The 15092-nt window shown below is 35.5% G+C and carries 12 protein-coding genes and 2 pseudogenes; 9 read left to right on the top strand and 5 right to left on the bottom strand.

Annotation, left to right across the window (positions count from 1 at the left end):
• Nucleotides 1-5 precede the first annotated feature (5 nt).
• From RAM17_RS04845 to RAM17_RS04835, 3 genes are all read left to right on the top strand, one after another.
• Entirely contained in the window at nt 6-788 is a 783-nt protein-coding gene (locus tag RAM17_RS04845; protein WP_110448297.1) for a YchF/TatD family DNA exonuclease, read from the top strand.
• On the top strand, nt 781-1893 hold the full coding sequence (locus RAM17_RS04840; protein ID WP_110448298.1) for a ribosomal protein uL16 3-hydroxylase: 1113 nt from the start codon (nt 781-783) through the stop codon (nt 1891-1893). Before RAM17_RS04845 ends, RAM17_RS04840 begins: the two co-directional genes overlap by 8 nt.
• 288 nt (nt 1894-2181) lie before the next feature.
• On the top strand, nt 2182-3423 hold the full coding sequence (locus RAM17_RS04835; RefSeq protein ID WP_110448299.1) for an MFS transporter: 1242 nt from the start codon (nt 2182-2184) through the stop codon (nt 3421-3423).
• 61 nt (nt 3424-3484) lie between these two features.
• Here RAM17_RS04835 and RAM17_RS04830 read toward each other — a convergent pair whose 3' ends face one another.
• The 4 genes and pseudogenes from RAM17_RS04830 to RAM17_RS04815 all read right to left on the bottom strand — a co-directional run bounded on the left by RAM17_RS04830 (nt 3485) and on the right by RAM17_RS04815 (nt 6404).
• Nucleotides 3485-3964: a hypothetical protein gene (locus RAM17_RS04830; RefSeq protein WP_110448300.1), complete on the bottom strand. Its 480-nt coding sequence runs from the start codon at nt 3962-3964 to the stop codon at nt 3485-3487.
• A 181-nt stretch (nt 3965-4145) separates the two neighbouring features.
• Nucleotides 4146-5032: pseudogene (locus tag RAM17_RS04825) on the bottom strand (SDR family oxidoreductase).
• 439 nt (nt 5033-5471) lie between these two features.
• Complete coding sequence (locus tag RAM17_RS04820; protein WP_181414686.1) at nt 5472-5645, bottom strand: hypothetical protein; 174 nt, start codon at nt 5643-5645, stop codon at nt 5472-5474.
• 321 nt (nt 5646-5966) lie between these two features.
• Nucleotides 5967-6404 carry a hypothetical protein gene (locus RAM17_RS04815; RefSeq protein ID WP_110448302.1) on the bottom strand — a complete coding sequence of 146 codons (438 nt, stop codon included), beginning with the start codon at nt 6402-6404 and terminating at the stop codon, nt 5967-5969.
• A 491-nt stretch (nt 6405-6895) separates the two neighbouring features.
• Here RAM17_RS04815 and ilvG point away from each other — a divergent pair, with 491 nt between their 5' ends.
• From ilvG to RAM17_RS04785, 6 genes and pseudogenes are all read left to right on the top strand, one after another.
• Nucleotides 6896-8572: an acetolactate synthase 2 catalytic subunit gene (ilvG, locus tag RAM17_RS04810; RefSeq protein WP_110448303.1), complete on the top strand. Its 1677-nt coding sequence runs from the start codon at nt 6896-6898 to the stop codon at nt 8570-8572.
• Between the two features lie 3 nt (nt 8573-8575).
• Nucleotides 8576-8806 (top strand): acetolactate synthase 2 small subunit, encoded by a 231-nt coding sequence (gene ilvM, locus RAM17_RS04805; RefSeq protein ID WP_110448304.1) that lies wholly within the window; start codon nt 8576-8578, stop codon nt 8804-8806.
• Nucleotides 8807-8963: 157 nt separating this feature from the next.
• Nucleotides 8964-9893 (top strand): branched-chain amino acid transaminase, encoded by a 930-nt coding sequence (locus RAM17_RS04800; RefSeq protein ID WP_110448305.1) that lies wholly within the window; start codon nt 8964-8966, stop codon nt 9891-9893.
• A gap of 123 nt (nt 9894-10016) precedes the next feature.
• Nucleotides 10017-11866 (top strand): annotated as a pseudogene (gene ilvD / locus RAM17_RS04795) (dihydroxy-acid dehydratase).
• Nucleotide 11867: 1 nt separating this feature from the next.
• The gene (gene ilvA / locus RAM17_RS04790; RefSeq protein ID WP_258334371.1) at nt 11868-13406 is read left to right on the top strand and encodes a threonine ammonia-lyase, biosynthetic; all 1539 of its coding nucleotides are present in this window, start codon (nt 11868-11870) and stop codon (nt 13404-13406) included.
• Between the two features lie 189 nt (nt 13407-13595).
• On the top strand, nt 13596-14105 hold the full coding sequence (locus RAM17_RS04785; protein WP_110448308.1) for a CbrC family protein: 510 nt from the start codon (nt 13596-13598) through the stop codon (nt 14103-14105).
• Between the two features lie 95 nt (nt 14106-14200).
• On the opposite strand, the gene RAM17_RS04780 is transcribed toward RAM17_RS04785, so the two are convergent.
• Nucleotides 14201-14851 (bottom strand): DUF7424 family protein, encoded by a 651-nt coding sequence (locus RAM17_RS04780; RefSeq protein WP_110448309.1) that lies wholly within the window; start codon nt 14849-14851, stop codon nt 14201-14203.
• Between the last annotated feature and the right edge of the window lie 241 nt (nt 14852-15092).

Raw genomic sequence — 15092 nt, 5'->3', positions numbered from 1 at the left:
TTAATATGTTTCTAATTGATTCGCACTGTCATTTAGACAGTTTGGACTATACTAATAAAACGCTTGATAGCGTTTTGCAAGAAGCACTACACAATGATGTGAAACATTGTCTAAGTGTTGCAACAACGTTGTCGGGTTATGAATCGATGAAAGCAATGCTAATGCCCTATAAAAAACAGTGCTCGTTTTCATGCGGTATTCACCCTCTCAATTTAGATGATGAACCTTACGATGCCGAGCGTTTTGCCCACCTCGCTCAAGAAGACAATGTTATCGCTCTTGGCGAAACAGGTCTTGATTATTACTATCAACAAGATAATCTTGAACTACAGCAATACAATTTTATACAACACATTCATTTAGGTAAGCAATTAAAAAAACCAATAATTGTCCACACCCGTAACGCTAAACAAGATACCCTAAAAATATTAAAAGAAGAGCAAGTTTACTCGGGGGTTTTACATTGTTTTACAGAAGATATTGATACAGCTAAAGCTTTATTAGATATTGGTTTTTATATTTCATTTTCAGGAATTATCACCTTTAAAAATGCCGAATCTCTTCGAGAAGTAGCAAGATTTGTGCCATTAGATCGTATGTTGATTGAAACTGATTCCCCTTATTTAGCACCTGTTCCCTATCGGGGAAAAGAAAATCAGCCCGCTTATGTTAGAGAGGTAGCTAACTATTTAGCCGCACTAAAAGGCGTAACTCTTGACACTATTGCACAACAAACTACAACAAACTTTTGTCAATTATTCAATTTACAAGGAGTAATTAATGAGTAATAAATTAACAATCAATTGGGATGACTTTTTAACTAATTATTGGCAAAAAAAACCAGTTATTTTACGTAATGCTTTTAGTAATTTTATCGACCCAATTTCTCCTGAAGAACTAGCTGGTCTTGCCATGGAAGAAGAAATCGAAAGTCGAATTGTTACCAACAAAAATGGGGAATGGGACGCAAAATATGGGCCATTTATCGATTATAGTGACTTAGGTGAAGATCATTGGAGCCTGCTTGTCCAAGCTGTCGATCATTGGCATGAGCAAGCAGCCAGTTTAGTCGAACCATTTAAATGCATTCCACAATGGCAATTTGAAGACCTAATGATATCTTATGCAACCCAAGGTGCTGGTGTTGGCCCTCATATTGATAATTATGATGTCTTTATCATTCAAGGTAAAGGCCGCCGCCGTTGGCAAGTCGGTGATCGCAATCCTAACTATAAACAGTTTAGTGCTCATAAAGCTTTATTACATGTTGAAGATTATCAACCTATTATTGATGAAGAAATCACTGCTGGAGATATTTTATATATACCAATTGGTTTTCCACACAATGGAGTATCGATTGGCGAATCACTTAGTTACTCAGTAGGATTTAGAACCCAAACATCACAAGACTTACTCAGTGGATTTGCCGATTATATTATCGATAATTTGCCTAATGGTATTTTTTATCAAGATCCAGAGTTAAAATTACCAAAAGATCCTTATTTAATTCAACCATATGAAATTGAAAAGCTTCAAAGTCAAATGATTGATTTAATAAAAAATCCTGCTTTGTTTAATGATTGGTTTGGTAAACATATCACAATGCCTATGCATGAACTAAACATCATTCCTATTGAAGCAGCTTATGATTTAGATGAATTCGAAGCAATTCTCAAAGCTGGAGCTGAACTCTACCGAGTTCCTAGTATTCGTATCTTAAAAATCGATGATACCGCCTATATCAACGGCAAAAAAATACCTTTACCAATGACAACAATCAATCTGTTATGTGAAACTGAAGTACTTTACTACGAGCAAATACAAGACCAAACAACCTTAGATGTCATGTTAAAATTTGTTAATCTCGGTTATTGGTATTTTGCTGAAGAGTAAAATTTCATCTCAATAATATCGGTTACTAAGCTATCAGCTAACATCCGTAAAATGGCAAAATTATCGGTTAATTTGTCTAAAAAATTAGATATTTTTCAATATTAAACAGATAATTTTGCCAAAACAACAATAAATAAAATAAAAGCTGATATTTTTGGATTTTCATTTAGCTTTTTGCCATTTTTAAGTATATACTTGCCCCCGCTTTTGAGCCCCTTCGTTTAATGATTATTTAAACAAAATAACGCTTATATTAAACCACTATCTTTTTATTGACTTGAGGTAAACATGAATATTAACGCAAACATGACCAACCAAGCTGAGAGTGAAAGCGCACAAACAACTCCTTATCAAAAACGTACTTTATTTGCATCAACGGTAGGATATGCATTAGATGGTTTAGATATGATGATTTTAGGTGTTTGTTTTAGTCTAATTGCAACCACTTTTAACCTAACTAAACCCGATCTAGGTACATTAACTTCAGTAACATTATTAGGAGCTGTATTAGGTGGAATTCTTTTCGGCGTGCTTGCTGATAAATTTGGCCGTGTTAGAGTATTTTCATGGACAATCTTAATCTTTTCATTATTTACAGGCCTTTGTGCTATTTCACCAAATTACGAAAGCTTTTTAATTTTTCGCTTTGTTAGTGGCCTTGGTCTAGGTGGTGAATTTGGTATCGGCATGACATTGGTATCAGAAAGCTGGCCTAAACACAAACGTTCCAGAGCAACATCGATTGTGGCATTAGGCTTTCAAGTGGGGATAATTCTTGCCGCTTTAACAGTTAATTTTATTGGTGAAGTGCATGGCTGGCGTTGGGCATTTGCTATGGGTGTATTACCAGCACTATTTGTTGCATGGACACGTAAAGGATTAAAAGAGCCTGAAATTTGGCAAAACTTAAAAGACCAAAACAAAAATAAAATTGCTATCGGTAAACTATTTAAATCCCCTAGAATAACAGCTACTACTATTGGCTTAACTATTGCTTGTGCAGTACAAAACTTTGGTTTTTATGGGCTTATGGTTTGGATGCCAAACATGATTGCGACTGAATTAAAACTACCGTTCAAAAACACGATGTTTTGGACCATATCAACCACGATTGGTATGTCATTAGGGATCTTAATTTTCGGCTGGTTATGTGATAAATTTGGTCGTCGCCCATCTTATATAATATTCTTACTTATATCAGCTATTTCAATATGGTTTTATTTTCACCAAACTGATATGTTAGTTTTAATTCTATTTGGTTCAGTAATTGGCTTTTTTGTTAATGGTATGATGGGTGGATATGGGGCTTTACTGGCTGAACATTACACTACTGATGCCCGTTCTAGTGCTGAAAATATTATCTTTAACGTGGGTCGTGGTATTGCGGGTGTCTCGCAAGTACTCATTGCCTATTTAGCAACTGTTTACTCTATCAGTTATGCATTAGCATTACTTTCTGGAGCTTACTTATTATCAGCAATAGCCTTTATCTTCTTGATCCCTGAAACCAAAGGCAAAGCATTAGAATAATTACATAAAAAACAGGGCTAAATAGCCCTGTTTTACTAATAAAAGTAATAGTTATTTTTAACTATTTTGCATCACAATCAGAAGGTTTTAAGTGAATACTAAATACCACTTCATCTTTAATATAATAATTATGAATCGCACCATCAGGGAAAGCATTTTTAAAAGCTTTCATTTCACTATTATCTGAACAATAAAGAGTTTTTAATGCATCAGCGGTAATTTTTTTACTTTGGTCAATATCTAACTCATCTTTAGATATATCCATTACATATTTATAGTTAATTGAATTATTTTCTTTATAAAGATCAACTAGGCTTGAATTTGAATTCACTTTTGTTGGTAAGAAACCTTTAGCTTCACTTATATAATTGTCTTGAGCTTTACTTAGATCTGTCTTGGCTGCCTCCGCATCATTAGAAGCTGGTGCAGTTTTGGCTGGCTCACTATTGGCACTGTTATCTGCTGGTTTAGATTTTGAATCATCACAACCGAATAGAGCGGCAGCCATTAGGACAAATGCCGAATATTTTAAACCTTTCATATAAATTCCTTATTATAAAATTAATTAATGATTTAATCAGATTAAAAAGACTATTAAATTGTAAATTATAACTATAAAAAAATATACAACTTTTCATATTGAAAAAGAAAGAAAAAATCGTTCATATACAATATAAAAAAAGGGCTAATACAGCCCTTTAAAATATTATAATTATTGAAAATTAATTAATATGCATACCGCCAGTTACACCATATACTTCCGCGGTGGTATAGCTTGATTCTTCTGATGCAAGATGAACATAAACGCCAGCAAGTTCAACAGGCTGACCAGCACGTTTTAATGGAGTTTGTTTACCAAATTCAGGTATTACTTCGCTTGGTTGACCACCACAGATTTGTAATGGTGTCCAAACTGGACCAGGTGCTACACAGTTAACACGGATACCTTTACCACCTAATTGTGCAGCTAAACCTCGAGTAAATGCTATAATTGCAGTTTTAGTTGCAGCATAGTCCAATAAATTAGCACTTGGTTGATAAGCCTGAACTGAAGAAGTAGTAATAATCGTTGCCCTGGTTTTAAATACCCCAATGCGGCTTTAGTTAGCCAAAAGAGTGAAAAAACATTAATTTCAAAGGTTTTTCTAATTTGTTCACTAGTAAGATGCATAATATCTTCAACAGCTGTTTGTTTACCAGCCACTAAAGTTAGATTATCAAGCCCACCTAATTTTTTATGCGCTTCATCAACTAATTTTTTACAAAATGCCTCATCACTTAAATCCCCAGGAATCAACACTGCTTTACGCCCTACAGATTCGATAACTTTAGCAACATCTTCAGCATCTTTTTGTTCAGCTAGCAAATAGTTGATTGCCACATCAGCACCTTCTTTTGCATAAGCAATAGCTGCTGCACGACCAATCCCTGAATCCCCACCAGTAACCAACATTCTTCGACCTTCTAACCTTTGATGACCTTGATAACTTTTTTCACCACAATCAGGCACTGGATTCATTTCATATTGTAAACCGGGAGGAGTTTGCTTTTGTTTAGGAAACTTGTCATGATGATATTTGGTTGTCGGATTATAGGTTTGCTTACTCATAATTTTCTCCTAAGTTAGACATGTATTTGTAGACAAATTCAATATAACTTAAATGAAATCAATTAATAATCACAAAATCCTATTGCTAGATTTATTTTATATCTTTAAAATATTTAATTAATTCAATTAATTATATTAACTGATAACACACTGTAAAAATATTAATCATTAATAACCAAAATTTGAAAATAAAGTAACAGTGACTTCCTTGAATGGCCTAGCGAGGACAGAATAGACTTATGCTAAAACCATGACTGATTATAAATTGAACAGCAAAAATAGTGTAACAAATAAATAAACATTAAGCTAGCAACGCCTGCTTAATAATCGCTATTTATTAGTTGAGCAAGCAATCACGACTATAGTTAACACACTTTTCCCTTCAATATAATAGATAAATTTCGCACCTTGATTAAAATATTTTTTTCACCCTTTTCATTTAGGGAATCTCTTTGCAATAACTTTCAACCATTCCCTGACGAATTTGCTGTTTATTTTTTGGCGACATTAAAAACTTTCTAGCTATCCCTTTAATTTTATAATGATAAACAATAATATTATTTTCAGCTGTAACATCAAATAAGATCGTATGAACATCAATAGTAATAGACAATATTTCCTTAATTATACTGATGGCAGCAGCTTTATCATCATCTAAACCATAAGGTTTATTATTTTTTAACGCATTGTATTTTAACGCATTGTATTTTGCATAATTAGCTTGATCGATCAGTTATAATCGCTTCTCGGTCTTTTCAGCTCCAACATTTTACACAAGTCTATCAATTTTCTTATTATCTATCGGTTAATTATTACAACCAAATTGGAGCATAACCAACACAATAAAACAAATAATCTTCTTTATTCCTAATCCTTAGCTAGCCTATTTCTTATACCTTCTTTGAAGAATGATCATTTTATCAATTACAGATAATTATTTAACATGACAATCTACCGGGGTTAATTCAACCACGACAATCTCTTTATTATCAATAAAATAATGATAGTTTGCGCCATCAGGAAATGCTGTTTTTAACTGTTGCATTTCTTCATTATTTTCACAATAAGCCTTAAACAAAGTTTGACGGATAGTATCAAGTGTACTTGGCAATAATAACGTATGTTCAGAGGTATTTTTAACCTCATATTGGTAATTAATGATGTTATGATCTTTATCTTTATCGATACCAATCAAAGTCGTTAACTCATCAATCACAATGGGTAAAGCTTTCTTGATGGGTTCAATCATTGCATTTTGTACCGCAACAAGTGATTCATCATTAACGTTATCCACGGTATTGTCTTTTGCTTTTTTACAACCAAACACTAAAAAACTCACTAGCAAAAATGCAACCAATCTAAGTATTTTCATATAAACATCTCTTAATGAGTAATAAATAATAATTAACAATACTAGGTTAAAACAGCTAGCTTACTTTTAAGATCAATGATTAATATTTATACACTAACCAGCCATAAAAAGCCAAATTAAAACCGAAAATAATCTTTTTTTAAGTCTAAAAAACCCCTTTCCTCAAACTTTTTTCAAACAATAAACAAATTAATTAAAGCTGCTTTTGAAAAAAGCATAAAAAATTGTTGCACTTTTTTTTAAAACGAGTATTTTGATTAAACATCTTTCGAAAATGACAAAAGAATTACAAAAGCATTATGATTTTTTCACTCATCGTCGTCCTCATTAACATTATTGTCAGCGTGGTCATTATTCCAACGCGGGGGCGTCTTTTGAGTTAAATATATGGTTACCATATTTCAAAAACCCCCGCCCCAAAAAGCGGGGTTTTTTTTATGAAAAATTTTGACATTAACAATAAATGAGCAAAAGTAACAAGTGAGGAATAAATGTTAGGAACACAGTGGATAGTAAGAACCTTAAAAGAAAAAGGCATTACCACCGTTTTTGGATATCCTGGTGGTCAAATTATGCCTCTATACGATGCACTTTATGATGGTGGAATTGAACACGTATTATGTCGTCATGAACAAGGTGCCGCAATGGCAGCCATTGGTTATGCTCGCGCCACCGGAAAAATTGGAGTTTGTATTGCAACATCAGGCCCTGGCGCGACCAATATTATTACTGGCCTTGCTGATGCATTAATTGATTCAGTACCTGTTATAGCCATTACAGGACAAGTTCCAACCACATTAATTGGTACTGATGCCTTTCAAGAAGTTGATGTTTTAGGCTTATCCTTAGCTTGCACCAAACATAGCTATTTAATTAATGATGCCACCCAGTTGCCAAATACCTTACAAGAGGCCTTCAATTTAGCCAATTCGGGTAGGCCGGGACCAATATTAATTGACATCCCAAAAGATATCCAGCTTGCCGAACATGATTACCAAACCTATTTAACACCGACAACCATAAAAACCCCTTCTGATAATGCTCAATTATATCCAATCTCATCTGACGAGATAGCCCTTGCTAAACAAATGATTGGCCAAGCCGAAAAACCAATGCTTTATATTGGTGGTGGCGTTGGACTATCAAATGCAATTGCTGAAATGCGTGAATTTATGAACTTAACGCAAATACCTAGTGTATCGACATTAAAAGGACTCGGTGTTGCTGATCTTAACAATCCTTATTACTTAGGATTAATTGGTATGCATGGCGCCAAAGCAGCTAATTTAGCGGTACAAGAGTGTGATTTATTGATTGCTTTAGGCGTTAGATTTGACGATCGAGTAACAGGCAAACTCAATGAATTTGCTAAACATGCTAAAGTCATTCATATTGATATTGATCAGTCTGAAATCAATAAATTACGCCAAAGCCATTTAGGATTGCAAGGTGATATCAAACATGTTTTACCAATGCTTCATCAAACTGTCTCTATTAAAGATTGGCACGAGAAAATTAAACAATTGAAGGCGCAGCACCCTACTCGCTATGATCATCCAGGTGAAGCAATTTATGCGCCAGCATTATTAAAACGTATTTCGGAAAGAAGGCCAGTCAACAGCGTAATTACCACTGATGTTGGTCAACACCAAATGTGGACAGCGCAACATATGAGTTTTAATCATCCACAAAACTTTATTACTTCTAGTGGATTAGGAACAATGGGCTTTGGTCTACCCGCAGCTATAGGTGCACAACTGTCCAGACCTGAAGATATGGTGATTTGTGTATCTGGTGATGGTTCTTTTATGATGAACGTACAAGAATTAACCACAATAAAACGTAAAAAATTGCCAGTAAAAATTGTACTAATTGATAATCAACGTTTAGGTATGGTGAGACAATGGCAAGAGCTGTTTTTTAATGAAAGATATAGCGAAACCAATTTATCGGACAACCCTAATTTTCTAATGTTAGCTAAAGCATTTGATATTCCGGGACAAATGATCAGTAAAAAGTCGGAAATCGAATCAGCGCTTGACAATCTATTTAATTCATCTGGAGCTTACTTACTGCATGTATGTATTGATGAACTAGAAAATGTATGGCCACTAGTACCACCAGGGGCAGCAAATGAAAATATGTTAGATAAAAGTAATAAGGAGTAAGTGATGAATCAAATAGCAACACATCAATTTACTATAAAAGCCAATGATAAATTGGGTTCTCTTGAACGCATTTTACGCGTTGTTCGCCACCGTGGCGGACATATACAACAGATGCAAATGCAATCAATTGATAATCATTTATTTATCTTAAATCTAACATTAACTACGGAACGATCACTATCATCATTACAAAGCCAAATTAGCAAATTGGAAGATGTTATAGAGATAGAATAAAGTATAAAATAAACCTTAGTGAAACAATAAGTTAAATAAAAAAAAGTAATTTTTTTAGCAGTTAAACAAACAAAAAAGTGATGTATAATGCTTACCATTAAATGAATAAAAGCAGTATACATGCTTAACAAAAGTAAATTTAAGAGGAAAACAAAAAATGGGTACTACAGCAAAATCTGATTATATTTGGTTCAATGGCGAAATGGTTCCATGGGCAGATGCGAAAATTCACGTAATGTCACATGCTCTGCATTATGGTACTTCAGTATTTGAAGGTGTCCGTTGTTATGAAACTAACAAGGGGCCAGCAATTTTTCGTCATAAAGAGCATGCGCAGCGCCTATTAAATTCAGCTAAAATTTATCGTTTTCCTGTTCCTTATTCACTTGAAGAGATCATGGAAGCAACACGTCAAGTAATTAAGAAAAACAACTTAAAAAGCGCATACATTCGTCCATTAGCATTTATTGGCGATGTTGGTATGGGGGTTATTCCACCAGCAGGTTATCAAACAGATGTTATGATTGCCGCATTCCCATGGGGAGCCTACCTTGGTGAAGACGCCTTAGAACAAGGTATCGATGCAATGGTATCATCATGGAACCGTTTTGCTCCAAATACCATTCCAGCAGCAGCAAAAGCTGGTGGTAACTACTTATCATCACTACTTATCGGATCTGAAGCTCGTGCTAATGGCTTCCAAGAAGGGATTGCATTAGACGTAAACGGTCAGCTTTCGGAAGGTTCAGGTGAAAACCTATTCATCGTTAAAGACGGTATATTATTTACCCCATTACTATCATCATCTGCACTTCCAGGAATCACTCGTGATGCGATCATTACCCTTGCTCGTGATCTAGGCATTGAAGTACGTGAACAGACTCTGTCTCGTGAATCACTTTATCTTGCTGACGAAGTGTTTATGACCGGTACTGCAGCCGAAATCACACCAGTACGAAGTGTTGACCGTATTCAAGTTGGTATTGGTCGTTGTGGCCCAATCACTAAACAAATCCAACAGACATTCTTCGGATTATTCAATGGCAAAACTGAAGATAAATATGGTTGGTTAGATCTAATTAAATAAGCATTAATAAGAGCCGCCGATTAAGATTAATTCGGCGGTGTCATCATTTTACTATTTATTAAGAACTCAAAAATGTACCGATAGAAATCGGTCACTTGCATTAGGAAAAATTGGGAGCAACAAATGCCTAAATATCGTTCAGCAACCTCAGTTGAAGGTCGCAACATGGCAGGCGCCCGCGCCTTATGGCGTGCAACAGGCGTAAAAAATGAAGACTTTGGTAAACCCATCATTGCAGTGGTTAATTCATTCACACAATTCGTACCTGGCCATGTCCACTTAAAAGATATTGGTCAACTAGTGGCAAAAGAAATTGAAGCTTGTGGTGGTATTGCCAAAGAGTTTAACACTATTGCTGTTGATGATGGTATCGCTATGGGCCATGGTGGTATGCTTTATTCCTTACCATCTCGAGAACTCATTGCCGATTCAGTTGAATATATGGTTAATGCACACTGTGCTGATGCTATGATCTGTATCTCAAACTGTGACAAAATTACCCAGGGATGTTAATGGCATCACTGCGTTTAAACATTCCAACTGTGTTCGTCTCTGGCGGTCCAATGGAAGCCGGTAAAACTAAACTGTCAGATCAAATCATCAAACTCGACTTAGTTGATGCTATGATCCAAAGTGCTAACCCAAATGTTAGCGATGCCGACAGCGAGGCTATTGAACAATCAGCCTGCCCGACTTGTGGATCATGCTCTGGAATGTTTACTGCTAACTCAATGAACTGTTTAACCGAAGCATTAGGTCTCTCTTTACCGGGTAATGGCTCACTGGTTGCCACCCACAAACAGCGTGAACAACTTTTCTTAAATGCGGCTAAGCGCATTGTTGAAATAACCAAACAGTATTACGAACATGATGATGTAGCTTATTTACCTCGATCAATTGCAACTAAAGCTGCTTATGAAAATGCTATGTCACTTGATATCGCCATGGGTGGCTCAACAAATACCGTATTACATTTACTTGCCTCAGCGCAAGAAGGTGAAATAGACTTTACCATGTCAGACATTGACAGATTATCACGTAAAGTTCCTCATTTATGTAAAGTTGCACCAAGTACCGCAATTTATCATATGGAAGATGTCCACCGTGCTGGTGGTGTGGTCTCTATCATGTCTGAATTGGACAAAGCAGGATTACTAAACCGTAACGTACATAACGTACTTGGTTTAAGTTTACAAGAAACCTTTGCCAAATATGATATTACGCAAACAACTGACGAAGCCGTTAAAAAAATGTATCGCAGTGGTCCAGCAGGCATTCGCACCACCAAGGCCTTCTCTCAAGATTGTTATTGGGATAGCTTAGATGATGATCGTGAAAATGGCTGTATTCGTAATAAGGCACATGCTTATAGTCAAGATGGTGGATTAGCAACCCTTTATGGTAACGTCGCCCAAGATGGCGCTATTGTAAAAACCGCCAGTGTTGCTGCCGAAAACCTAGTCTTCCGTGGTCCAGCCAAAGTTTATGAAAGTCAAGAAGATGCCGTTGATGCAATTTTAGGTGGCAAAGTAGAAGCAGGCGATGTGGTAGTAATTGTCTACGAAGGACCAAAAGGTGGGCCGGGTATGCAGGAAATGCTTTATCCGACAAGTTACTTAAAATCAATGGGGCTTGGTAAAGCGTGTGCATTAATCACTGATGGTCGTTTTTCTGGTGGTTCATCTGGATTATCTATTGGTCACATTTCACCAGAAGCCGCTAATGGTGGGGTGATTGGTCTTGTTCGTGACGGCGATATTATCGATATCGACATCCCAAATCGTACATTAGAACTCATCGTACCAGAAGATGAATTAGAACGTCGCCGTGTCGCAGAACTTGCTCGTGGTGATAAAGCCTTTACTCCTCATAATCGTGACCGTTATGTCTCATATGCACTAAAAGCTTATGCTAGCTTAGCAACTAGTGCAGACAAAGGTGCGGTACGTGATAAAAGCAAATTAGGTGGTTAATGTGAATCAACAAGCTAACAAACTAACCGGCGCTGATTATTTAAAAGCTACACTATGCAGTGCCGTGTATGATGTCGCCCAAGTGACGCCACTGGAACATATGGAAAAAATATCCACTCGTTTAAAAAATCAAATTTTTGTTAAACGGGAAGATCGTCAATTAGTCCACAGTTTCAAAATTCGTGGCGCTCAAGCCATGATAGCCAGCTTAACCCCCGAAGAACGTAAATGTGGCGTAGTTGCCGCATCAGCCGGTAATCATGCCCAAGGCGTTGCATTTTCAGCAACTAAATTAGGGATTAAATCGTTAATTGTCATGCCATTAAATACGGCTGATATCAAAGTCGAAGCCGTAAAAGGCTTTGGTGGTGAAGTACTACTCTATGGAGCCAATTTTGACGAAGCTAAAGCCAAAGCAATGGAACTGGCTAAGCAACAAAATCGGATATTTATTCCACCTTTTGATCATCCACTAGTTATCGCAGGTCAAGGCAGTATAGCTATGGAACTGCTACAACAAAATGCCAAGCTTGACCGCATTTTTGTGCCCGTCGGTGGTGGTGGACTCGCTGCTGGTATTGCCGTATTAATTAAGCAAATCATGCCATCAATCAAAGTGATTGCGGTTGAACCTGAAGATGCTGCCTGCTTGAAAGCGGCTTTAGTGGCAGGACATCCAGTCGATCTTGATCGGGTTGGTTTATTTGCTGAAGGTGTTGCAGTTAAACGAATTGGTGATGAAACATTTAGACTCTGTCAGCAATATATTGACGATATCATTACTGTTGATAGCGATGAAATCTGTGCGGCAGTTAAAGATCTATTTGATGATGTACGTGCCATTGCAGAACCATCGGGTGCAGTAGCATTAGCTGGTCTTAAAAAGTATGTCGAACAAAATAACATCTGTAGTGAAAATTTAGCCCATATTTTATCTGGCGCTAACTTAAACTTCCATAATCTACGATATGTATCTGAACGTTGTGAATTAGGTGAAAAACGTGAAGTACTCTTAGCGGTAACTATACCTGAACAAAAGGGTAGCTTTTTAAAATTTTGCCAATTATTAGGTGGACGAGCAGTCACAGAATTCAACTACCGCTATCATGACGATAAATCGGCTTGCGTTTTTGTTGGCGTTAAAATTGCTCGAAGCAATGAAAAAGACGAAATCATGCAAGAACTCAGCGCAGCTGGTTATCAAGTTGTCGATCTCACTGATGACGAAATGGCCAAACTACATGTTCGTTATATGATTGGTGGTAAACCATGCCAACCTCTTAACGAACAAGTTTACAGTTTTGAGTTTCCTGAATCACAAGGTGCATTGCTTAAGTTTTTACAAACGCTAGGTACTAATTGGAATATATCAATGTTCCATTATCGCAGTCACGGTACCGATTATGGCCGAGTACTAGCTGCTTTTGAAATAGATAAAGCTAGCCATACAACCTTTGCAAAACATTTAACCGAGTTGGATTATGGTTTTAATAATGAAACTGAAAATCCATCACTTAAATTATTCTTAACCAATGAATAATTCAACTGCCCCTAAAATAAATTAGGGGCACTTTTTCTGCCTAATAAATAGCATAATTTTTTAATTAATAATGATAATTTTGGGCAATTAAATAGACTAAAAAACGTCGTTCCTCACATTTTTTTGCCAATAATTATCTTTCGATTATTATGAGATATGCACTAAGTCATTTAATATGGGAAATTAATTATGTGTCGCCCAACCTTTAAATATCATCCTAATGCCTACGAACTTGATATATTTATTCATGAAGAGGGGGAGTGTTCGGTCTGTAATCAATTACGCCATCTTAAATATTCAGCAGATTTTTATAGTGAAGAAGAACCAGAATATATTTGCCCATGGTGCATAGCTAATGGCCTAGCAGCGGAAAAATTTGCTGGTTCATTCAATGATTATATTGGCGTCGAAGTTATACCTAAAGATAAACTTGATGAAGTGTTATATAGAACACCAAGTTATATATCTTGGCAACAACAAGTATGGCTATCACATTGTAATGAACCATGTGCTTTTTTAGCTTATGTTGGTGCAAAAGAGATATTACCTTTTTGGGATGAGCTTATTGAAGATATAGAACAACAGGAACTTTCTGCAGATTTTGTTAAAGCCAATTTATCCAAAGATGGGGATATGATTGGATATTTATTTGAATGTCTTCATTGTTCAAAAAAGCGATTACATATTGATTTAAATTAATTTCATTTATTAATAGATGAATTTGGTAAACTAATTTAATTAGCATTTATATAATAAAAAAACCTCATGCGAGGTTTTTTTATTTAGTTAGGTTCTTATTTTTCTAATTTCATTCTATTGCTTAAATCTTCATAAATAATTGATACACCATTATCAAATGCAGATGACACAGAAACATCAGATAATTTGAATGTGCTTTCTTTTCCAGATAACAGAGTGTAAGTCGATACAGTCATGGGCTTACCATTTATATATGATGCATGAGCAACAATATCGACATTTTCGCTAGTATCATTTTTAAGTTTTATTGTTACTGATGGCTGTATTTTAGACATTCCTGACTTACTGACTTTGTCAATTTTAGTTTTTAAGTTTGGTGACATTTTTACCACCAAACCTCCACCAAAATCGGCATTAGCTAATTGGATATCACCAGTTAACTCTTTACCACCAACAGTGATAGGAATTTCAAATAACGCTTTTGAATCCATTTTTTCTCTATAACATTCAATATATTTGGCATCACCAAATACTTCTGTTATCCCCTTTTTAGCTTGGATTAAGCTAGATGATTCATTACGAGAATCTTTATAATCAGCACATGCTGTCACTTCTACAATTAATTTTGATGAAATAGTTTTCGCTGTATCACTATTTATGTCGCTTAAATTTACGGTTGGAGCCAATTCAACTTTACAGCCAGTTAATAACACCACTGACATTAAAGACATAAGTACTTTTTTCATGTATTACTTCCTTTTATTAAAACAATCTCATTAAGGTTATTGAATTAGATTTAATTAGTAATAATTAAAGTTAAGATTATAACTAAGATATATAACGATATATTACATAATAATGATTCCAATCAAATCGGCAAATAACCACTTTGTATAGTAGCAATTGTGTAAATGGTTTTTAATTATATGATAGTTATAAAAATAATATTATTAACTGAAAAATATACCATTCAAAATTATCCACTAA

Origin of the sequence: Gilliamella apis (genome assembly GCF_030758615.1) — a bacterium.
GTDB classification, from domain to species: domain Bacteria; phylum Pseudomonadota; class Gammaproteobacteria; order Enterobacterales; family Orbaceae; genus Gilliamella; species Gilliamella apis_A.
Note: the sequence above shows the minus strand (reverse complement) of the source record. Positions and strands in the feature narration are given on the sequence as shown.

Excerpts from the sequence above, each read along its gene's own strand:
- RAM17_RS04780 (WP_110448309.1), bottom strand. The coding sequence starts at position 14,851 with ATGAAAAAAGTACTTATGTCTTTAATGTCAGTGGTGTTATTAACTGGC.
- RAM17_RS04815 (WP_110448302.1), bottom strand. The coding sequence starts at position 6,404 with ATGAAAATACTTAGATTGGTTGCATTTTTGCTAGTGAGTTTTTTAGTG.
- ilvG (WP_110448303.1), top strand. The coding sequence starts at position 6,896 with ATGTTAGGAACACAGTGGATAGTAAGAACCTTAAAAGAAAAAGGCATT.
- RAM17_RS04830 (WP_110448300.1), bottom strand. The coding sequence starts at position 3,964 with ATGAAAGGTTTAAAATATTCGGCATTTGTCCTAATGGCTGCCGCTCTA.
- RAM17_RS04840 (WP_110448298.1), top strand. The coding sequence starts at position 781 with ATGAGTAATAAATTAACAATCAATTGGGATGACTTTTTAACTAATTAT.
- RAM17_RS04785 (WP_110448308.1), top strand. The coding sequence starts at position 13,596 with ATGTGTCGCCCAACCTTTAAATATCATCCTAATGCCTACGAACTTGAT.
- RAM17_RS04800 (WP_110448305.1), top strand. The coding sequence starts at position 8,964 with ATGGGTACTACAGCAAAATCTGATTATATTTGGTTCAATGGCGAAATG.
- RAM17_RS04845 (WP_110448297.1), top strand. The coding sequence starts at position 6 with ATGTTTCTAATTGATTCGCACTGTCATTTAGACAGTTTGGACTATACT.
- ilvM (WP_110448304.1), top strand. The coding sequence starts at position 8,576 with ATGAATCAAATAGCAACACATCAATTTACTATAAAAGCCAATGATAAA.
- RAM17_RS04835 (WP_110448299.1), top strand. The coding sequence starts at position 2,182 with ATGAATATTAACGCAAACATGACCAACCAAGCTGAGAGTGAAAGCGCA.